Here is a 21084-nt window from a genome sequence, read left to right as displayed (position 1 = left end):
TTCATCATTGACAATTCACCATTGACAATTCACTATTGACATTTTGAAAAAGTCTATTATTATATATTTGGACATTGTTTCAGTTTTTTGAAATGATGTCTTTTTTATTTTCAAATCACTGGTTATTAAAAATTATTTATTTAAAATATATTTTCTCAATTTGAGATAATAAAATTTTTTGCTATTTTTGTTTCCAATCAAAAAAGGCTTTTTATGTTTAAGAAAACCGCCATTGTAAGTTTATTCACATTTATTTCTGCTTCTTATATGGCTCAAAATACACCGCTTCCTGTTTATTTAGACGAATCCAAACCTGTGGAATTACGGGTAAAAGATGCCCTTTCCAGAATGACTCTGGAAGAAAAAGTGGCGATGCTTCATGCGCAGTCAAAATTCAGTTCACCGGGTGTTCCGAGATTGGGAATTCCTGAATTCTGGACGACGGACGGTCCTCACGGAGTTCGCCCTGAAGTGATGTGGGACGAATGGAATCAGGCAGGCTGGACAAACGACTCTATTATCGCCTACCCTGCTTTAACGGCACTTTCCGCGACATGGAACAAAAAAATGTCATGGAATTACGGTAAAGCACTGGGTGAAGAAGCCCGTTACCGAAAAAAAGATATTCTTCTGGGACCGGGAGTTAATATTTACAGAACTCCACTCAACGGAAGAAACTTCGAATATATGGGTGAAGATCCTTATCTGACTTCAAAAATGGTGGTTCCTTACATCAAAGGCGTTCAATCGAATGGTGTGGCAACTTCTGTGAAGCATTTTGCCCTGAACAATCAGGAAATGTTCCGCCATACAAGCAATGTAAAAGTGGACGACAGAGCTTTATACGAAATTTATCTTCCGGCTTTTAAGGCGGCTGTAACAGAAGGTGATTCTTGGACGATCATGGGAGCTTATGATATGTACAAAGGTCAGTATGCAAGCCAGAACCAATATCTTCTGAATGATATTTTAAAAGGTGAATGGAAATACAAAGGGGTCGTGGTTTCCGACTGGGGTGCTGTTAACAATACCGAACAGGCTATCCATAACGGACTGGATCTTGAGTTCGGAAGCTGGACAAACGGACTTTCAGCAGGGACAAAAAATGCTTACGACAATTATTATCTGGCAAAGCCTTATTTAGATTTAATTAAATCCGGAAAAGTAGGAACGAAAGAATTGGACGATAAGGTTTCAAGGCTTTTAAATCTTGCGTATAAAACAACAATGAACCGAAACAAACCTTTCGGAAATATCGCTTCTGAAGAGCATAAAGCTATTGCAAAAGAAATCGGGGAAGAAGGAATTGTATTGTTGAAAAATCAGGGAAATATTCTTCCGATTGATCTGAATAAAGCTAAAAAAATAGCGGTCATTGGTGAAAATGCTATTAAAATCATGACCGTTGGCGGTGGTTCTTCTTCATTAAAAGTGAAATACGAAACCCTTCCTTTAGATGGAATTAAAGCGAGATTCGGGAAACAGTCGGATGTACAATACGCAAGAGGTTATGTGGGAGACATCGGCGGAGAATACAACGGTGTAAAATCTGGACAGGATTTAAAAGACAGCCGTTCTGAAGCTGAATTATTAAACGAAGCCGTAGAACTGGCAAAAAAATCTGATTATGTTATTTTCGTTGGAGGATTAAACAAAGCAGATTTTCAGGACAGTGAAGGGAACGACAGAAAAAGTTACGGATTACCTTACAATCAGGACAATGTGATTGCTGCACTGGCTAAAGCGAATAAAAACCTTGCGGTTGTTCTGGTTTCCGGAAATGCGGTGGCAATGCCGTGGATTAAAGAAGTTCCGACTGTTGTTCAGGCTTGGTATTTGGGTTCTGAGGCAGGAAATTCTATAGCTTCGGTTTTAGCAGGTGATGCAAACCCATCAGGAAAACTGCCTTTCACTTTCCCTGTGAAACTGGAAGACAATTCCGCACATCAGTTGGGAGAATATCCCGGAAATAAAGCGGAATTGGCAGCGGATAAAGGAAAAGATCAGAAAAACCCGATCAATATTAGCTACAACGAAGGAATTTTTGTAGGCTACAGATGGCATGATACGAAAAAAATCAAGCCGTTATTTAGTTTCGGACATGGTTTAAGCTACACCACTTTTGAGTTTGGAAAAGCCAAAGCTGATAAAATAACGATGTCTCAGGATGATAAAATTACATTCACAGTTTCTGTAAAAAATACAGGGAAAAGAGCCGGAGCGGAAGTTGCCCAACTGTATATTTCCGACCTTAAATCGTCTGTTGAAAGACCGGCTAAAGAATTAAAAGGTTTTGAAAAAGTGTATCTGAATCCGGGAGAAGAAAAAGAAGTAACATTTACCATTGATCAATCTGCTTTAAGTTTCTTCGATCCCCAAAAACATGACTGGGTTGCAGAACCGGGAGATTTTGAAGCACAGATCGGTAATTCTTCCGATGCCATAAAAACGAAGGTGAAGTTTACGTTAAAGTAATCTTACTTATATATTTCTAAAACGGAGAGTCCTTTTTTAAGGGCTCTTTTTACATTCCATCAAGTTCTAAACGAATTTTTTTCGTAATTTTTTTTTCGTTGAACTTTAAAGTTTCAATTAGATCAGCGGGATAAAATCCATCTTCAGAATTTTTTATTTCATGAATAAAACCAAGAATGCTATACTCGTAAATCTCGCTTAAAAATATCTTACAACAGATAATTAATTCTTCAATTTTTAATATTCTGTCATCACCTTCCATCTTCTCAAAATAGCGAATGTTGATTTTTGAAAATTCATATTCAGCATTTTTAAAATCACCTATTTCATATAAATATAATCCATATAAATATTGTAAAGGTGGATTGTTTTGATCAAGCTTAAACGATGTTTTAAAATACTTTTCTACCTTTTCATTTTTAGAAAGTAAACTTTCATACGGCCCATTTTTTACAGTAGATTTACAAATAAAATATTCCAGTGTCGCTATTAATTGATAATATGAAAAGTCTTTATCAAACTCTTCGCTTTCAACAATTTTTAAAAGAGCAGATAAATCTGACCAGGATTTTTCGTAATCATAATGATGCTTAAAAATTATTTCATAAACCTGATCTATATAATGAAAAGTTTTATCTGTAAAATTATATGAGGATTCCAAAATATGATAGTATCATTTGATACTATCAAAGATATAATTTTTTGTTGAACTATTCTACACCTCCACAATCAGCTCCCTCTCAAATCCATTATACTTTTCCGAAATATAACCATGTGGATTACAAATAATCTCCGTCTCTCCTATTTTGTATCTTTTCGGCGTGTGAATATGCCCGTGAATCCAATACAGCGGTTGATATTTCAGAATAAAATCTTCCAGATTGGAAACGCATGCGGAAGTCAGCGGATCATTTTTGAAATGTTCCGGACTCGACTGTAAACTTGGCGCATGATGCGTCACTACAATATTTTTCATGACCTTTGAATTTTCAAGACTTTCTTTTAGCCATAATCTTGAAAACTGATGAATTTTATAAATATCTATCGACCTCATCTTGGAATAAGAAGGATCTCTTTTAATTTTCTTATAATCGTTCATTCCTTGCTGACAGACGAATCCGTAATATCTCGGATCTCCGAAAACAGAAAAATCCGTCCACAACGTTGCGCCATGAAAACGAATCCCGTCGATGTCTGCAAAAGCATCTTCCAGCACAAAAACATTAGAATTTTCTGCGGCAGCTTTTATTTTATTTAACGTTTTAGGATAAGAACCTTTGTAATATTCATGATTTCCCAACACATAAATCACAGGTTTATCGGGAATTTTTGTTTTGATCCATTCAATTCCTTTCGTTCCCAAATTAACATCTCCTGCCAAAACAACGACATCGGCTTGATCAAAAGATAATTCCGACATTCCGAATTCCTGATGCAGATCGCTGATGATTTGTATTTTCATGGTGCTAAAATAAAAAAAGAACCGACAATTTCTTGCGGTTCTCTCAATAAGAATGTCTAAACTAATTTTCCGTTACTTAAAAAGTGTAAACATTCAGTTATATAATTTAGTTTAAAGTAGGTCAGTTTACGAAACAGCGATTTCAGATTCTGCGATTTTTATATTTTTAAAGATAAAATAGCACAGCATTGTCAGTGCAAAAACAGCATAGCCGATCAGAATAATCAGGCTCAAATTTCCAACCGCCAGTTCCGAAGGAAAAATCTGGCTCATCAACGTCATAAAAGACAACCCGATTCCTGCGCCTAAAAAATAGCTTGTCGAACTGAGACTCGAAGCCACTCCGTAAGAGGAAGGATTCACATCCTGAATTCCCAAAACAGACAAAGCGGTAAAACAAAACGTCATCCCTATTCCTGAAATGCATGCTGCACCTAATAAAACCATTGACAAAGGATGCCCGAAATAAATAGAGACCAATAACGCCAAAGCTCCGCTTAACATAAAGATCCAACCCAAAATTCCCATCTGCGAAGAATTTAATCTTTTGGCAACATGAGGAAGGATAAATTTAGCTACCAAAGCCGACATAATGCTGAAAGGAACCAACATCAACCCCGCCGAAGCCGCACTGTGATTCATATCTTTCTGTAACATCAACGATATTAAAAACAAAAATCCGATAAAAAATGCTCCTAAAGCCACAAAAGCCAGATTAGAAACTACCAGTGATGAATGTCTTAATAATTTTAAATCAATCAAAGGTTGGGGAACCGATTTTAGACGGAAAACGACAGAAGCCAGTAAAATAACCGCCAAAATTAACGAACCTGCAACCAATAAAGTCTGTTCTTTGATGTGAACCAGTTCATGCGTTCCGTATGTCAAGCTCAGTAAACCTAAAACCAATAAAATTCCCGACAGAAGATCTGTTTTTTGGGACACCCCTTTCTCATCTTTCGGAAGATACTGATACGCAAAAATCAACGTGATGAAAAGAATCGGAACATTGATTAAGAAAACCCAATGCCAACTCAGATACGTACTGATGATTCCCCCCAAAGAAAGTCCGCTTCCGGAACCAATCGCAGCAAAAGAACTGAAAATCCCAATCGCACGGTTTCTTTCCTGATCTTCTTTAAAAGTATTCGTCACAATCGACATTGCCGAAGGCATAATGAAAGCCGCTCCCAATCCCTGTAAAGCCCGAAAAATAGCTAAAGTTCCAAAACTTTCAGACAAACCGGCTCCCAAAGAAGTCAGCATAAAAAGGAATAATCCCAAAAGAAAAATTTTCTTTCTTCCGAGCTGATCGGAGAGTTTTCCGCCGATAATCAGAAAACCGCCGAAAAATAACACATACAGTGTCTGAAGCCATTGTACGGTTTCTGCACCAATCCTGAATTGTTGTTGAATAGAAGGAATTGTCAGATTGATAATGGCAATATCCAAAGCCTCCACAAATGTTCCTACCGATGCTAAAATCAATATCAAATTCTTTCTCTCCATATAGTTCAATTATGCTGCAAAATTAAAATTAATAGAACGTATATAAAAATTCAAACTAAAATTAAGAACATATTTAATGTAATTCAATTTAAAAAAGAACAAATAGTCTTATATTTGAAATTAATTCTTCAAAAACAGAACAGATGGCAACAGAAAATTATATACCCGACGAAAAAGACCTTTCCATTCTCAGAATTTTACAGAAAGATGCGAAATTAAGCGTCCGAGATATTGCAGCAAGGATTAATCTGAGTCCCACTCCTACTCACGAAAGAATTAAACGAATGGAAAAACTGGGAATTATTAAAGAATATACCACCATTGTTGACCGCAAAAAAGTGAATAAAGGTATGATGGTAATCTGTATGATCGCGCTGAATGTCCACAACAAAAAAACGGCAGGGAAATTCATTGAGGAAGTCGGAAAACTGAAAGAAGTGGTTGAATTTTACAACATCAGCGGAGATTTCGATTTTATGCTGAAAATTCTCGCTCCGAATATGGATGAATTTCATGAATTTTTTGTGAACAAACTCTCTGAAATTGAAGGAATCGGACAGACAAAAAGTATTTTTGTGATGAACAGTATTAAGGAAAGTTCTCAGATTTTGTAGTCATTTTTTCTGGCAAATTATTTTTAACGGAAAGATCACAAAGATATTTTTAAAATTGTTGTGAATATTTTTCGTTCGCAAGGGCGTTTCACTCAGCAATTGAGTAATTTTGCCATGATTATTTTGCTTAGTTTTTGTCATCCTATAAGAATCTAAGCGAAGTATTAGAAATTATGAAAAAAATAAGCAAAGCAAGACGGATGCTAAACCGAACGCTTCATTACAGATGAAATCTGCATAACTTTGCTTCCTTAAAATAATCACCATCATAAAAAAAACTTACGTTTGAAAATGCCCAACTTCCAGCACATTTGTCATCCTGAAAGGATCTAAGCGAAGTATTAGAAATTATGAAAAAAATAAGCAAAGCAAGACAAATGCTAAACCGCACGCTTCATCACAGATGAAATCTGCATAACTTTGCTTCCTTAAAATAATCACGATCATAAAAAAACTTTGCGTTTGAAAACGCCCAACTTCCAGCACATTTGTCATCCTGAAAGGATCTAAGCGAAGTATTAGAAATTATGAAAAAAATAAGCAAAGCAAGACGAATGCTAAAACACACGCTTCATCACAGATGAAATCTGCATAACTTTGCTTTCTTAAAATAATCACGATCATAAAAAAACTTTGCGTTTGAAAACGCCCAACTTTCCTCCAAATTTGTCATCCTGTAAGAATCTAAGCACGAATCTTTCGATTTTTTTATCGCTACTTTTAGATCCTTCCTTCATCTGAATACAAACTAAGAGACTATTTTATGTGCTGTCAATTTATAATTTTGTAAATTTAGTTACATTAAATCAACAAAATTATGCCCTGGAATCCTGAAATTTACAATCAGTTTAAAAACATTCGCTATAAACCTTTCTTTGATCTTTCAGATTTAATTAAAGATGAAAAAACAATGAAGGCAATTGATCTGGGTTGCGGAACGGGTGAACAGACTGCAATATTAGCCGAAAAATTTCCCGAAGCTGTATTTATCGGAATAGATTCTTCTGCCGAAATGCTTGAGCAATCAAAAAGTCTTGAAAATGAACGTCTCCATTTCAGACAGGCGACAACAGAAGAAATTCTGGAAAGTGATGAAAAATGGGATTTGATCTTCAGCAATGCGGCTTTGCAATGGTCTGATAATCATCATAAATTATTCCCAGAATTGATTTCAAAACTGAAGTGTAACGGACAACTTGCGATCCAAATGCCTTATCAACCCGGAAATATTCTCAATCAGATTTTGTTTGAAATGTCGAATGAGGAACCTTTCCGAACACAATTAAACGGCTGGAACCGTACTTCTTCTGTTTTAACCATTGACGAATACGTACAAATTCTATTCGAAAACGGAATTGATGATTTAAACATATTTCAAAAGGTGTATCCCATCATCGCGGAAGATCATGAAACGCTATTTAATTTCATTTCGGGATCTGCACTCATTCCCTATCTGGAAAGACTTTCGGAGGATGAGCAGGAAACTTTTAAGACAGAATTTAAACAAAGAATTCAGAAAAATTTCCCTAAGCTTCCGGCAATTTATTCTTTCAAAAGAATTTTAATGTATGGAAGGAAAAATTAATTTCTGTAAAAAATAAAAGGCTGTCTCAAAAATGTTATTCTGAAAGAAATAAAACTCAGTAAAGAACATTAACCATCTGGTTTTTAGATATTTTTCACTGTTCTCAGAATGACAAATGTCAAATAATTTAATTTTTGAGACAGCCTTTCAATTCATTAACTATAGGTCTGTTTAAACTTTTTATTTAACCGCAAAAGTCAAAAAAGATCAACTAAACTTTCATTTAAAGTTGGTGATTAAAAATAAAAAAGATCACAATAGTTTTTAAAAATCTTTGACTTTTATTCTTTTGAGAACTTTAAAAATTCTAATAATCGCTGTATGAATATCTTTTGCAACTTTTGCGGTTAATTCTGAATTTATTTAAACAAATTTAAGCTACCGTAACACCGAAAAGATGCCCTATTAAAGCCGTAATTCCCATCGCAACAGTTCCCCAGAAACAAATTCTGAGAACAGCGATTCCTATTTTTGAGCCTCCTGTTTTTGCTGAAATGGCGCCCAAAATCATCAGAAATACAATGGAAAAACCATACTGAAAATAAACCATTTCTTTTAAAGGAGCCAAAAGCGATACAACAAACGGCAGTAACGCTCCCAAAGCAAAGGAACCGAATGACGCCAATGCAGCCTGTAACGGTTTAGCCTGAGTAATTTCATTAATTCCCAGTTCGTCATGAGCGTGAGCTGCCAAAGCATCGTGTTCCGTAAGTTCTGTAGCCACTTTCAAAGCAGTTTCTTTGCTTACGCCTCTTTTTTCGTAGATTTTAGCCAGTTCCAGAAGTTCAACTTCGGGCATTTCTTCCAGTTCGCGTTTTTCGCGCAGGAGATCTGCTTTTTCGGTATCTTCCTGCGAACTTACCGATACATATTCGCCTGCAGCCATAGACATGGCTCCTGCAATCATTCCGGCAAGTGCGGCAAGGACAATTGTATTTCTGTCCGGTGAAGCAGCGGCAACACCAATAACGATACTTGTGGTTGATAACAATCCGTCATTCGCACCCAAAACCGCTGCACGAAGCCAGCCTACTCTGTTTACATAATGTTTTTCCAACTGATGATGCATATGCTTTAGTTTTTAAGTTAAAAAAAATGACTTGCTAAATGTGTTAACAAGTCAAAATTAAACTGATTTTTTTATTTAAACCTTAAATTTAACGAAATAATATCAGACTTCATTCCGATGGATTTTGTGTAATGTCCGTATCTTATTTCCAGCATATTCAGTCTTTCTACGCCGAATAAACCGTTCTTCGGACTGATTCTGATTCCTGCTCCGTAAAAATGGCTGTCGAATTTGGACAGATCATAATTGCTGGTGTAGAAATCATCAAAGGCGGTATGCTGCTGATAAGGCGCAAAATATTTAGCCGCAGTCTGAGAATAATAACGGTAAAAAGGACTTACCGAAACAAAAGGAGAAATCTTTACCGGCGTTTCCAGACTGAAAGTATTGGATTTCAAGCCCCAATCGTCAGTATAATAACGGTAATACGCTCTCAGAATCACTTTGTCTCCTAAGAAATAATTGGCTCTTACTCCCAAAGGAATTTTAAATCTTTTATCCGGCAAAGCTTCCTGATGAACCGATTTATCATTAAAGTAAACCCTGTGGAAAGGCAAACTTAAATATCCGGTCTGCTGAACTCCGTCTGCCAGAAATTCAACCTGAAAATTCTGATTGATGATCTGTGAGTACGCCAAAGATAAAGCAAAGGTATTTCTTCCGCTGGTTCCGTAGTTTTCGTGTTCGCCGCCTTTGCTTCCGTTGGTTCTCAATTCAATCGGAGCAATGAGTTTTACCTGATCGAGATATGCCTGAAATTTCGCCGTGAACTCTCCCATTCTGTTCGCTGTTTTTTGCGAAAACCCGATGTTTGCACCGTAAGATGCATAATCGAATTCGAAAGAGGTAGAAACTCCCGCCATTAAAGTCGTTCCTTTATCTGTATTCTCGCGGCTCCAGCTTAATGCAGGATAAATTCTGTTGTCTGCGTGCGAAGCCGATGAATTGGCTTTCAGATCAATCATATCCGAAGATGCGGAAGTATAATGATCGATCCCGACACTTACATTGAATTTATTTTTACGGTATTTTTTATCGTATTTTACCATCGTTACATCAATCGTGTTGGAAACATCGGTCAGTTTTTCTGAGCCGATTCCTCCTGTAACGGCAGAATTGTTTCCGTCCTGTTTGTAGTAACTAGAAACTAAATTAGCTTCATCAAAAGTCAGCTTTTTGGGCTGTTCGTTATTTGTGTTTTCCTGTGCTTTTGCATTAAAAATTCCGAAAAGAGCAACAACACTTATGATTATTTTTTTCATTGTAGATCACATTAAATTTTTACCATTCTCTTTTCTTAATTGCATCCGCAACCACCGCCCACTTTTCCGGCATTGGCTCCTGAAGAACCTTCTCTGTAAGACTGAAAGCTCAGTTCGGTCTTTTCAATTGTTCGGTTTCCGAGAACCATTTCGGCATCGTTGAGTTTATTTTTTTCGTATTCTTTTATGGTGGTACAGGAATTCAAAAACGGAATTGTCAATATCGAAAGAATTGCAATTGTTCTGTAATTTAAAGCGTTGAATCTTCGCAGCCCGGCTTGAACGGAGCTCTTTTTGTGAGGAACGAGCAAAAAAGCGGGAGTGGAAGACGGTGAAAGCTGCCCAAATAAATATCCGAAAAGCTTCTGACTGTTTTTTATAAGGTCTGTCATTTGTATTGATCTGTTTTTAAAGTTGATTTAACTGCCTTACTCTGAATCAGATACTGTGTGTTTATTTAACTCAATTTTGTTCTGACAACAAAGCATTTTATTTTAAATTAATGTTTTGAGATGAATAAATTCTGTCCTCATCGTCGATAATGATGCACTCCAGCTGATTGATCTGGTTGATCATACCGAGCGCGGCATCGATTCCCATAATACTGACGGGAGTCGCCATTGCGTCGGCAATTTCTGCATTGGGACAAAATACGGTAACACTTTTTACGCCCGAAACCGGCATTCCTGTTTTCGGATTGATGGTATGAGAATATTTTTTACCATTGATGACCACGAATTTCTCGTAATTTCCTGAAGTTGCGACCGCCATATCCGTAATATTCATATAAGAAAAAGGCTGTTTTGCATTGTCGGGATCGGCAATTCCTACAGTCCAGGGTTTTCCGTCCGCCTGATTTCCCCAAGTCGTTAAATCGCCCGAAGCATTTACAATTCCGGAATGTACATTTCTTTCCTGAAGAATTCTTTTTGCCATTTCTGCGGCATATCCTTTCCCGATTCCTCCAAAACCGATGCGCATTCCTTTTTCTTTGAGGAAAACGGTCTGATTGTCGCGATTGAGAATAATATTCTGATAATTAACGAGTTTCAGATGATTTTTTATTTTTTCAGGATCGGGAAGCTCTTTCATTTCACGGTCGAAATTCCAGAAACTTTTATCAATTCCGCCGTAAGAAATATCGAAGTAACCGTCTGTAATTCTGCTGATTCGTAAGCTTCTTTCAATGAGGTCAAAAATCTCGCGGTCTACTTGTACAGGCTTTATTCCTGCATTTCTGTTGATGAGATTGGTCTGACTGTCATCGCTGAAGGTTGTCAGCAGTTTTTCGATTCTGCGGATTTCGGCAATGGCTGTATCAATATGATCATAAGCAAGTTTTTCATTATCGCTTACAACGGTAATTTCAAAAGCGTTCCCCATCAGTTTCTGAGGTCTTTTGAATTCTCTAAGCATCTCTATTATTTTATTTTTGATTTTCTCTGATTTCTCTGATCTCCTTACTGAAAGCCAATGCATTTTCTGAAGGCAGTCCTTCCCAGCTTTTCAGAATTTTCCCTTCTGAATTTAATAAAAGCGTGTACGGAAACAAGCCTTTTTTATTGTATGCATCGGCAAGAGAAGCGTTTTCTTTTTTAAGATCGGCAGAAAGCTGATTTTTCTTATTTCTAGGGAAATCTGCATTGATGTAGACTATCACTTTATCGGATTCCAGTTTTTTGAAATCTTCTGTTTCGATGATATTTTTATGAAGCTTGATGCAGGGAATACACCAGTCTGAACCGGAAAAATTAAGCAGAATAAGTTCTTTGTTTTCTGCAGCGGTTTTTTTTGCGATTTCCAGTCTGTTTTGTGCGTGGAAACCAAAGGAAAATACAACCATAAGTATGGCTGATACTATTGTTTTCATTACTGTAAAATGTTATAATGATTTTTTAGAATAAATGATGTGTTCTGATTATGATATAATCAGATTGTAAATGGATTAAGAAAATGATTTCGGCGGTTCCCAGACTGATCCTGCGAATCCTTTGTAGCAGAAATCTTCGTCTTTGGAAGGAATTTTATGCGATTTCAGGGATCTGAAATTTTCTGTTTTTGTTTCAAAATAGAAACCCGGATTGATGGTAAAAACCAAAGATAACGTTGTGGAATGAATAATGAACGGGAGTTTCTGATCTTTTCCAAAATCTCCGTCTTTAGCCGGATGATCATAATGAGCCCTCAGAAATGCAATTACAGGCATATCGGGATTCATATTTTTGTGTTCCCAATAATGTTCTACCAAAGTTGGTATTTTTAAAAGCTGATATAACTCGGTTGTAGAAACCAAATATAAGGACAGCAACAATATGGAAATCAACTTTTTCACCCAATCAAAGGTATAAAATCTTCTGTTAAGAATGATTTTAAATTAATCTGAATTATAACGCTACAATGTTCAATAAATTGTTCAGCTTTAGTTTATTGTTTAAACTAATTTCCGAATTATCCGCAAGAGGCTCAAAAGATTATCATAATGCGATGATTAGATATTTAAATAAAAAAGTTGTTTAAAGTAAAATGTTAGAAAACTCGATGAAGTTTTATCTGTGTAGAAATCATATTCGCAAGATATCCGGCGTTCCGTAGGAACGCTATCTTTAGAACATTTATCGTATTAGAGATACACTCATTCTTATTTCTACACAGATTCTTCTTCTAAAGGAGCAACGCTATTTTACTCTAAGCTACTTCAAAAGTTTACTTCATCTTTTTTACTTTTGCGGTTAAATAAAAAGTTTAAACAGACTCTATATATTTAACTGACGATTAATTATATCAAATTACTTTAAACTTAATATTTTACTCTTCTTCCTCCGTATTTTTAAGCTTCATCAAAAGCGTATAGGCATTTTTGGTCACGATCTTTTTATTCTTAAAATCATCAGAATTAAGAATCTGGATAAACCCGTTTTCCGTTTCGCCTAAAGTCACCGGAGTCAATCGGTACGTTTGTTTTTTAACCTCAACAAACACAAAGTCTTTGCCTTCAAAATTCACGATGCTTTCTTCCGGAACCGCATTGGAAAAAGAGGTGCTGGTTTCAATTTCGGCGTTCATATACATTCCCGGAACGAGACTGTGATCGTATTTATCGAAATGGCAGTGAACTTCCGCCAAACCGCCCTGACTGATATCTTTGCTGATGAGAAGGATTTCCCCATAATATTTTTTGCCCGGATCTGCATTGGTGTACGCTGCAAAACGCTGTCCTTTTTTCAGGTTTTCCAGATCTTTTTCGTACACTTTAAGATTCAGGTGGATGTCGTCCGGATTGATGAGCTCAAAAAGTACATCCGAAGGATTTACATATTTTCCGATATTCACATTCACTTTGCTTACAAAACCATTGATTGAGCTGTACACGGGAACGCTTTTCGTAATGCTTCCTGATTTTAAAGATTCCGGATTGATATTGATGAGTCTGAGCTGCTGTGCCAATGAATTCATTAAAATTCTCTGGCTGTTCATTTCAGATTGGGCGAGCTGCATCGCTTTGTCGCTGCTTGCCTGACTTTGGTTCAGGGTTTTCTGACGGTTGTAATCCAGTTCCGCAAAATGTGCTTTGGATCTTGCCATCAGATAATCCTGCTGAAGCTGAATGAACTGTGGATTTTCAATCACAGCAATCACCTGACCTCTGGAAACCGGCATTCCCGGAAGAAGATTGCTGGATTTCAGATAACCGCCAAGCGGAATGCTTACTGAAACCAGATTTTGCGGCGGAACATCGATCATTCCGTTTAATTTCAGGGTGGAAGCGATATTCTGTAACGAAAGTGTGGTTGTTTCTATCGGTGCATTTCTTAACTGTGCATCGGTTAAAGTCACTACATTTTCGTCTTTCGGGATATTTTTTTCCTGTTTGGGAGCTTCTTCTTTTTTACATTGAATGAATACAAAAAAGCTGATTAATAAGGTATATATTGAAATTGATTTCATTTTTTTTACGGATTTAAAGTAAGGTATTCCAGTTCAATGGCACTTTGGTTAAGTTTCCAGACTGCATCGGTGTAATTGTTTTTAAGCTGTACTGCCTGATTCACGAGGATCACAAATTCGAGGTAATTGATTTCTCCGCCGATAAACTGTCTTTTTGCCGTTTCGGTAATGACGTCTGCATTTTTCAGGTCGGAACTTTCATATTTTGAAACAATTTCCAGATTGGACTGATAGATTTCTCTGGCTTTTTTAAGCTGATTCTGAAGGTTGAATTCAGCGTTTTTCAGTTCACTTTCTGCAACAGACTTCGCTACTTTTGCGGCTTCAATTCTCGCTTTCTGACCTCCTGAAAATATCGGAAGCGAAACACCGACCTGAACCGAATGAAACTGAGGTGTTGCATTGTAGAGTTTATCATCCGGACCCAATCCTTTAAAACTGTTCAGGTTATAAGCCAATTGCAGACCGGGAAGCATTTTTGCTTTTTCCAGCGCGATCTGTTCTGTGGAAATATTTTTCTGCTGTTCCCAGATTTTCAGCAAAGGATGATCCGCCAGTTTTTCGTTTAAAGAATTGGCAAAAGATTTTGAATCTTCGGGAATGAAATCGGTTTCCGTATTCAAAAGCCACTGAAACTGAATCTTTAAAACTGCTAATTCCTGCTGCAATTGTTTTAACTGAATTTCTATCGCCGATTTCTGGCTTGAAGCGGTTGTTTTTTCGAGAATATTGCTCTCTCCTGCTTTCAGTCTGAGGTTCGCTTTGTCTGAAAAGTCGGTGTACAGTTTCAGGATTTCATTCAGCAGTTTTTCTTTTTCTTTCCAGTACAGAATGTTGTAAAAGGTAAGGCTGACTGCTTTTTTTAGTTCATATTCTTTCAGGGAAACATTCAGCAGAGATTTTTTCCATTCTTCGGTATATACATTTTTCTGCTTTTTATACACTGTCGGAAAAGCAATGTTCTGGGAAACGCTAAATTTCATATCGTTGTACGCACTGTTGATCTGTCCGTAATCGAATGTTACACCAGTCTGCGGAATATCATTAGCCGATTTTATCAAAGCTTTGGAATATTCCGATTTCAGCTTTTCGTTTTTAAGATTTCTGTTGTTTTCCAGTGCGGTATTGATTGCAGTCTGAAGATTGATTGGCGTTTGCGCTTTCAGTCCGAATCCTGCAAAGCTGAATAACAAAATCAATACAGCCGTTATATTTTTGTGATTATTTTTCATATGTAGATATTTATTGTTTTTTAAAGGTCATATGTAATCGCGTTTTCTTCATAGGCGTTTGCGTTTTCCAAATGATGGCGATTTCATTTTAAATCCTTTTTCAATGGTTACATAAAGAAGTGGCAATACAAAAAGCGTAAGGAAGGTTGCCACGAGCAGACCTCCGATCACCACGGTTGCCAACGGACGCTGCACTTCTGCTCCTGCTCCGTTGCTGAGCGCCATCGGAATAAATCCTAAAGATGCTACGAAAGCCGTCATCAGAACCGGACGAAGTCTGGATTCTCCGCCATCAATTACAATTCTTACGATATTCCGGATTCCACTTTTGTATAATCTGTTGAATTCTGAGATGAGAACGATTCCGTTGAGAACTGCCACTCCGAAAAGGGCGATGAATCCAACGCCTGCACTGATGCTGAAAGGCATTCCTCTCAAAGCAAGAAGAAATACGCCGCCAATAATTGAAAGTGGAATTGCGGTGTAAATCAGCAGACTTTCTTTCACCGAGCCGAATGCTAAGAACAACATCACAAAAATAAGCGCCAAAGCAACCGGAACGGCAATCATCAGACGCTGTTTTGCATTGTTCAGGTTTTCAAAAGAACCGCCGTAAGTCATATAATAACCTGTCGGAAGTTTCATTTCTTTGTTTACTTTAGTCTGAAGTTCTTCCACGATGCTCTGAACGTCTCTTCCTTTGATGTTGAATCCAACGACAATTCTGCGTTGTGCATTTTCTCTCTGAATTTGATTGGGGCCGTTCTTTACTTCAACTTTTGCTAGCTGGGAAAGCGGAATCTGGTTTCCGAAAGGGGTCGGAACGAGCAGATTTTTAATATCATCTACATTTTTACGGACTTTGGAATCGAGACGAACGACCATATCAAAACGTTTTTCGCTTTCGAACACGAGACCTGTACTCTGTCCTGCAAATGCAGCATTCACAATCCGGTTAATATCGGAAATGGATAAATGATATTGTGCAATAACAGGACGGTTGTATTCTATGGTTACCTGCGGCATTCCGGCAATCGGTTCGATGTAAAGATTCTGGGCTCCGTCTACGGTTTCAATAATTTTCCCAAGTTTTTGAGCATTTTGGGAAAGAACGTCCAGATCATCACCGAAAATTTTCACCACGACATCCTGTCTTGCTCCCGTCATCAGTTCATTGAAACGCATCTGCACCGGAAACTGAAAACTTACCGTTACTCCGGGAACATCCTGCAGTTCTTTGCTCATTTTATCTGCCAGTTCCGGAAATGTGGATGCGGAAGTCCATTCTTTTTTATCTTTCAGAATCACCATTAAATCGGCAGCATCCATCGGCATCGGATCTGTAGGAACTTCGCCGCTTCCGATTTTTGTCACTACTTTTTGTACTTCTGGAAATCTCGATTTCAGAATGTGAGCAGCTTTTTGGGTACTTTCAATGGTTGTGGTAAGATTACTTCCCGGCAAAACTCTGGTTTCTACGGCAAAATCTCCTTCTTCAAGGGAAGGAATAAATTCTCCTCCCATTCTGCTGAGAATGAAAATTGCCAATACGAAAAGTACAGCCACGATGGAGAATACCATTTTCGGAACTCTTAAGATTTTAAGCAATGTTTTCAGATAGAGTTTCTCTACTTTTTTCATCATCCGGTCTGATAAGGTTGGTTTTGAGCTTCTTTTTCTCAACAGCAAAGAACTCATCATCGGAATGTAGGTTAACGACAATAAAAATGCGCCTAATAAAGCAAAAGCCACCGTCTGAGCCATTGGCTTGAACATTTTTCCTTCAATTCCCTGTAAGGTAAGAATCGGAAGGTAAACAATAAGGATGATGATCTGACCGAAGACAGCACTGTTCATCATTTTTCCGGCAGAATCGATAACAATGGTGTTCATTTCTTCTTTTCCGACGGAGAATATTTTTTTGAATTTTGAATTATGGCTGAACTGATGCAGGACGGATTCTACAATAATGACCGCACCATCGATAATCAAACCAAAATCCAGTGCACCGAGACTCATCAGGTTTCCGCTGACTCCGAAAAGATTCATCATACAGATGGCAAAAAGCATTGCGAGAGGAATTACGGAAGCCACAAGCAGTCCTGCGCGTACATTTCCGAGGAAAAGAACCAGTACAAAAACAACAATTAATGCGCCTTCTGTAAGGTTTTTCTCTACGGTTCCGATGGCGTTGTTTACCATTTTGGTACGATCGAGGAACGGTTCTATCACTACTCCTTTCGGAAGGGTTTTCTGGATCTGTGCGATTTTTTCTTTTACATTTTTAATGACCTGATTGCTGTTTTCGCCTTTCAGCATCATCACCACTGCTCCGGAAACTTCACCCTGATCGTTGAACGTCATTGCACCGTATCTTGTGGCAAAGCTGGTTTTCACGTCTGCAACATCTCTTATGAACAGCGGAATTTCATTGGTTTTGGAAGCGATTGCAATATTTTTGATGTCTTCAATATTTCCGATCAGACCTTCACTCCGAATGTATAAAACGGTTGGTCCTTTTTCGATATAAGCTCCTCCTGTGTTCTGGTTATTGGTGTTTAAAGCATCAAAAACATCGTTGATGGTAATCCCGTAAGCGTTTAATCTGTCGGGATTTACGGCAATTTCGTATTGTTTCAGTTTTCCTCCGAAACTGCTGACTTCGGCAACGCCTTTTACACCGAGAAGCTGTCGTCTTACGATCCAGTCCTGAATGGTGCGAAGTTCTGTAATGTCGTATTTTTTCTCGTAGCCTTTTTCGGGACGGATCACGTACTGGAAAATTTCGCCTAAACCTGTGGAAATAGGACCTAATTCGGGAGTTCCGATTCCTTGTGGGATCTGGGTCTGAACCTGCTGCAGCCGTTCTGCAACCTGCTGTCTTGCCCAGTATACATCGACGTCATCCTCGAAAACGATGGTAACGAGCGATAAACCGAATCGTGAAAAACTGCGGATCTCTTTTAATCCTGAAATGTTATTGTTCGCCTGTTCTATGGGAAATGTCACGAGTCTTTCGATGTCTGTTGCGCCAAACGAAGGAGCAATGGTGATGACCTGAACCTGATTATTGGTGATATCGGGAACGGCGTCGATCGGAAGTTTGGTGACCTGATAGGAACCAATGCCTATCAATCCCAAAATCAACAGCGCAATGATGAGTTTATTCTTTACAGAAAACTCAATGATTTTTGTAAGCATAATGTTTTGTTGGGCTTATTAGCAGATGATAGATAATTGATAATAGATGATAGATAACTAGGTTACTGATAAATACCTCTATTTGAATTTACGATTCTAGCAAATGCTTATGAATAAATAATAATGGTCTGATACCAATTAATGCCTGTTTTAAGCACTGGAATTTATACTGGTTTGCAGCCCGACCTGAGTGGAGCTCTTTTGTAATTTTTCGGTTGGAAAAGCGTTGGCAAAATTACAAAAAGCGGGAACGGAGGGCGGATTAGCTGCCCAAATAAAAACCTGTATAAAATTTACCAATAAGTATCAGAAATCTCCCAAAGTGATATTTGAGAGGAATTCAGAAAAAAATCAACAAGATTTCGGCGGCTGCCAAATGGAATTGAGAATATCTTTATTGTAAAAGATGCTTTTGTAAAAAGTCTGTTTGGACTTAATAATCGGGTTGGATTCTTTGTCGGACAACTGAAACGTAAAGGGTGTCGCAGGTGTACATACGATGATAAGATGCGCTGCGTGGGAAACAAACGGCAACTGCTGATCTTTGGTATAATCTGAATCTTTTACCGGATTATCGTAATGGATTTTGAAGAATGAACCAATGGTGAGTTTCGGATTCTGCTCTTTGTGTTCCAGATAATGTTCAATAAGAACCGGAATTTTCAAAAACTGATAGAGCTCGGTTGTAGAAACCAAGTATAAACTAAGCAATAGTATTGAGATCAGTTTTTTCACTTCTGCAAAATTATAAAATGTTTCGTTAAGAATGGTTTTAAATTATGAGATTATTCGTTATTAATGATCATGCTAATTTTGACGCAAAAGCTCGCAAAGGTTTTGTTAAATACTAACTGTTTTTAAGTTCGCAAAAGTACTTCGAAAAGCTCAGCATAAACTATTCACTCAGCAAAGAACTCAAAGCTTTTTCAATTATGGCAAATTACGGACAATCATTAAGATTTTAATGTTTTATAAAAGTTAATAAGCGTAATAAGAAAAGAATACAACAGTTTTAAAAGAATCTTCGATTTTTATTCTTTTGAAAGCTTTGATTATTTTATTAATAGATTTATGATTGTCTTTTGCAGCTAATTCCGAAATAGTTTAACCGGTATTATATTTTTAAAGATCATTCTTTCAAAAGCGCTTCAATTTCCTGATAGAAAGAGTCTTTGCTGTAATCTGCCATTCCGGAATGGTGCATTCTTATCTTCCCTGTCTTATCTAAAATAATGGTTGTAGGAAGAGAGCCACTGTATAATTCTTTGGGAATACTGCTGTCTGGAACCAGAAAAGGAATGCTGAATTTTTCTTTTTGCAGATATTTTTTACCCAAAATTATTTCATCATCAAGATTTACGGTAAGAAACACCAGATTTTGGTTTGTTTTATAAGCATCATAAAATTTCTGAACGGAGGGAAATTCTGCGCGGCATGGAGGACACCACGAAGCCCAGAAATTGATGAAGATTACTTTTCCCTTTAGTTGAGAAGTATTGATTATTTTTCCGTTTTCATTTCTTACGCTGAAATTTGGCGGTACAAGTGAAGATTCTTTTGTTTTTTCTTCTATTTTTGAATTGAATAATCCGGTGGAAATCATCTGTCTCATCACCCATGCTTTTGCATCGGGACTTCCCCACAAAAGAATGAGTACAGCAATCATAATCACTGTACTCCAGTTTTTTCTGATCCACAGAAGAGATTTTTCCATGATTTAATGGGTAATTTGTTTTTTTACCTCATCTTCGGTGATCAATCCCAGATTATCCCAAACAATTTTATCGTTTTTATAAAGTTTGAGAACCGGAAGCGCAGAAACACTGAGTTCTTTACATAGTTCTGTGTTTTCATCAACATTGATTCTTACAATCTTTACCTTGTCCGGCATTTCGGCAGCCATTTTTTTGAGAAAAGGTTCCATTTTTTTGCACGGAGCGCACCATTCTGCATAGAAGTCTACCAAAACGGGCGTTTTGCTTTTCAACAAATCATTGTATTGTGCAAGAGTGATTCCTTTGGCTGTTGATGTTTTGATCTCGGGAAGATCTGCGTTTCTCCATTTCATCATTCCGCCCTGCATTTCGTAGACGTTTTTATAGCCTAATTCTCTGAGTTTTGCGGCTGCAGCGGTGCTTCTCGGCCCACTCATACAGTAGACGAAGACGGGCTTATTTTTATCTAGAGCGGCGGCTTTTTCTGTGAAATCTCCTCCGTTCCAGTCGATATTCATTGCGTTTTTCAGATGTCCGTTTTTAAATTCTCCGGAGGTTCTTACGTCCACTAACTGTGCGTCTTTGGTTTTATCGAGTTTCTGGGAAAATTCGGTTGCGGGAAGTACGTTATCTGTTATACTTTGTGCTTTTCCGCATCCTGTAACGACTACTAAGAAGAATGCAATGATGATGTTTCTGTACATTTTAGATGTTTTGTTTTATTAATTTTTCCAATTCATCTGCCTGAAAGACTCCGGACTGTTTCCACTTCACTTCTCCGTTTTTAAAGATCATTAAAGTAGGAACGCTTCTGATTCCGAACTGTGCGGCAACTGCCTGATTTTTATCGACATCTATTTTGATGATATTTGCCGAATCTCCGATTGCTTTTTTAAGATCCTGAAGAATGGGAGCCTGCATTTTGCACGGACCGCACCATTCTGCAAAAAAATCTACCAGAACGGGTTTGTCCTGACTGATGATTTCCTGAAACTTGTTCATATTCTATTTTGTT

19 protein-coding genes are annotated in these 21084 nt (G+C 37.5%); 3 read left to right on the top strand and 16 right to left on the bottom strand.

The annotated features are described in order from the left end of the window. Nucleotides 1–213: 213 nt before the first annotated feature. The gene (locus tag BW951_RS16615) at nt 214–2475 is read left to right on the top strand and encodes a glycoside hydrolase family 3 C-terminal domain-containing protein (RefSeq protein WP_076394931.1); all 2262 of its coding nucleotides are present in this window, start codon (nt 214–216) and stop codon (nt 2473–2475) included. Nucleotides 2476–2524: 49 nt separating this feature from the next. On the opposite strand, the gene BW951_RS16610 is transcribed toward BW951_RS16615, so the two are convergent. From BW951_RS16610 to BW951_RS16600, 3 genes are all read right to left on the bottom strand, one after another. Next, entirely contained in the window at nt 2525–3136 is a 612-nt protein-coding gene (locus BW951_RS16610; RefSeq protein WP_076394929.1) for a hypothetical protein, read from the bottom strand. Between the two features lie 54 nt (nt 3137–3190). Further along, nucleotides 3191–3937 (bottom strand): metallophosphoesterase, encoded by a 747-nt coding sequence (locus BW951_RS16605; RefSeq protein ID WP_076394927.1) that lies wholly within the window; start codon nt 3935–3937, stop codon nt 3191–3193. 126 nt (nt 3938–4063) lie between these two features. Next, nucleotides 4064–5446, bottom strand: coding sequence for an MFS transporter (locus BW951_RS16600; RefSeq protein WP_076394925.1), 1383 nt, complete (start codon nt 5444–5446; stop codon nt 4064–4066). Between the two features lie 143 nt (nt 5447–5589). On the opposite strand from BW951_RS16600, the gene BW951_RS16595 reads away from it, so the two are divergent. Beyond that, the gene (locus tag BW951_RS16595) at nt 5590–6060 is read left to right on the top strand and encodes an Lrp/AsnC family transcriptional regulator (protein ID WP_076394923.1); all 471 of its coding nucleotides are present in this window, start codon (nt 5590–5592) and stop codon (nt 6058–6060) included. Between the two features lie 817 nt (nt 6061–6877). After that, the gene (locus BW951_RS16590) at nt 6878–7645 is read left to right on the top strand and encodes a methyltransferase domain-containing protein (RefSeq protein ID WP_076394921.1); all 768 of its coding nucleotides are present in this window, start codon (nt 6878–6880) and stop codon (nt 7643–7645) included. 373 nt (nt 7646–8018) lie between these two features. On the opposite strand, the gene BW951_RS16585 is transcribed toward BW951_RS16590, so the two are convergent. The 13 genes from BW951_RS16585 to trxA form a co-directional block, all read right to left on the bottom strand. Beyond that, on the bottom strand, nt 8019–8714 hold the full coding sequence (locus BW951_RS16585) for a VIT1/CCC1 transporter family protein (protein ID WP_076394919.1): 696 nt from the start codon (nt 8712–8714) through the stop codon (nt 8019–8021). A 71-nt stretch (nt 8715–8785) separates the two neighbouring features. Beyond that, the gene (locus BW951_RS16580; protein WP_076394917.1) at nt 8786–9976 is read right to left on the bottom strand and encodes a DUF3570 domain-containing protein; all 1191 of its coding nucleotides are present in this window, start codon (nt 9974–9976) and stop codon (nt 8786–8788) included. Between the two features lie 35 nt (nt 9977–10011). After that, the gene (locus BW951_RS23330) at nt 10012–10368 is read right to left on the bottom strand and encodes a DUF4266 domain-containing protein (protein WP_477099925.1); all 357 of its coding nucleotides are present in this window, start codon (nt 10366–10368) and stop codon (nt 10012–10014) included. Between the two features lie 97 nt (nt 10369–10465). Beyond that, nucleotides 10466–11392 carry an FAD:protein FMN transferase gene (locus tag BW951_RS16570; RefSeq protein ID WP_076394985.1) on the bottom strand — a complete coding sequence of 309 codons (927 nt, stop codon included), beginning with the start codon at nt 11390–11392 and terminating at the stop codon, nt 10466–10468. Between the two features lie 10 nt (nt 11393–11402). After that, nucleotides 11403–11846, bottom strand: coding sequence for a thioredoxin family protein (locus BW951_RS16565; protein ID WP_076394915.1), 444 nt, complete (start codon nt 11844–11846; stop codon nt 11403–11405). A gap of 75 nt (nt 11847–11921) precedes the next feature. Beyond that, nucleotides 11922–12308, bottom strand: coding sequence for a hypothetical protein (locus tag BW951_RS16560; RefSeq protein WP_084196470.1), 387 nt, complete (start codon nt 12306–12308; stop codon nt 11922–11924). Nucleotides 12309–12781: 473 nt separating this feature from the next. Then, nucleotides 12782–13921: an efflux RND transporter periplasmic adaptor subunit gene (locus BW951_RS16555; protein WP_076394913.1), complete on the bottom strand. Its 1140-nt coding sequence runs from the start codon at nt 13919–13921 to the stop codon at nt 12782–12784. Between the two features lie 5 nt (nt 13922–13926). Further along, a complete protein-coding gene (locus tag BW951_RS23270; protein WP_175608838.1) occupies nt 13927–15153 on the bottom strand; it encodes a TolC family protein in 1227 nt (408 codons plus the stop codon). 48 nt (nt 15154–15201) lie between these two features. After that, on the bottom strand, nt 15202–18354 hold the full coding sequence (locus tag BW951_RS16550) for an efflux RND transporter permease subunit (protein WP_175608837.1): 3153 nt from the start codon (nt 18352–18354) through the stop codon (nt 15202–15204). Between the two features lie 351 nt (nt 18355–18705). Continuing rightward, a complete protein-coding gene (locus BW951_RS16545) occupies nt 18706–19089 on the bottom strand; it encodes a hypothetical protein (RefSeq protein ID WP_076394911.1) in 384 nt (127 codons plus the stop codon). A 394-nt stretch (nt 19090–19483) separates the two neighbouring features. Next, entirely contained in the window at nt 19484–20068 is a 585-nt protein-coding gene (locus tag BW951_RS16540; protein WP_076394909.1) for a TlpA family protein disulfide reductase, read from the bottom strand. A gap of 3 nt (nt 20069–20071) precedes the next feature. Further along, on the bottom strand, nt 20072–20773 hold the full coding sequence (locus BW951_RS16535; protein WP_076394907.1) for a thioredoxin domain-containing protein: 702 nt from the start codon (nt 20771–20773) through the stop codon (nt 20072–20074). Nucleotide 20774: 1 nt separating this feature from the next. Continuing rightward, nucleotides 20775–21071 (bottom strand): thioredoxin, encoded by a 297-nt coding sequence (trxA, locus tag BW951_RS16530; RefSeq protein ID WP_076394905.1) that lies wholly within the window; start codon nt 21069–21071, stop codon nt 20775–20777. Nucleotides 21072–21084: the final 13 nt, after the last annotated feature.

The organism is Chryseobacterium gambrini (assembly GCF_900156825.1).
GTDB classification, from domain to species: domain Bacteria; phylum Bacteroidota; class Bacteroidia; order Flavobacteriales; family Weeksellaceae; genus Chryseobacterium; species Chryseobacterium gambrini.
Note: the sequence above shows the minus strand (reverse complement) of the source record. Positions and strands in the feature narration are given on the sequence as shown.

Coding starts and splice junctions, on each gene's coding strand:
- BW951_RS16615 (WP_076394931.1), top strand. CDS start 214: ATGTTTAAGAAAACCGCCATTGTAAGTTTATTCACATTTATTTCTGCT.
- BW951_RS16605 (WP_076394927.1), bottom strand. CDS start 3,937: ATGAAAATACAAATCATCAGCGATCTGCATCAGGAATTCGGAATGTCG.
- BW951_RS16600 (WP_076394925.1), bottom strand. CDS start 5,446: ATGGAGAGAAAGAATTTGATATTGATTTTAGCATCGGTAGGAACATTT.
- BW951_RS16595 (WP_076394923.1), top strand. CDS start 5,590: ATGGCAACAGAAAATTATATACCCGACGAAAAAGACCTTTCCATTCTC.
- BW951_RS16590 (WP_076394921.1), top strand. CDS start 6,878: ATGCCCTGGAATCCTGAAATTTACAATCAGTTTAAAAACATTCGCTAT.
- BW951_RS16585 (WP_076394919.1), bottom strand. CDS start 8,714: ATGCATCATCAGTTGGAAAAACATTATGTAAACAGAGTAGGCTGGCTT.
- BW951_RS16580 (WP_076394917.1), bottom strand. CDS start 9,976: ATGAAAAAAATAATCATAAGTGTTGTTGCTCTTTTCGGAATTTTTAAT.
- BW951_RS23330 (WP_477099925.1), bottom strand. CDS start 10,368: ATGACAGACCTTATAAAAAACAGTCAGAAGCTTTTCGGATATTTATTT.
- BW951_RS16570 (WP_076394985.1), bottom strand. CDS start 11,392: ATGCTTAGAGAATTCAAAAGACCTCAGAAACTGATGGGGAACGCTTTT.
- BW951_RS16565 (WP_076394915.1), bottom strand. CDS start 11,846: ATGAAAACAATAGTATCAGCCATACTTATGGTTGTATTTTCCTTTGGT.
- BW951_RS16555 (WP_076394913.1), bottom strand. CDS start 13,921: ATGAAATCAATTTCAATATATACCTTATTAATCAGCTTTTTTGTATTC.
- BW951_RS23270 (WP_175608838.1), bottom strand. CDS start 15,153: ATGAAAAATAATCACAAAAATATAACGGCTGTATTGATTTTGTTATTC.
- BW951_RS16550 (WP_175608837.1), bottom strand. CDS start 18,354: ATGCTTACAAAAATCATTGAGTTTTCTGTAAAGAATAAACTCATCATT.
- BW951_RS16540 (WP_076394909.1), bottom strand. CDS start 20,068: ATGGAAAAATCTCTTCTGTGGATCAGAAAAAACTGGAGTACAGTGATT.
- BW951_RS16535 (WP_076394907.1), bottom strand. CDS start 20,773: ATGTACAGAAACATCATCATTGCATTCTTCTTAGTAGTCGTTACAGGA.
- trxA (WP_076394905.1), bottom strand. CDS start 21,071: ATGAACAAGTTTCAGGAAATCATCAGTCAGGACAAACCCGTTCTGGTA.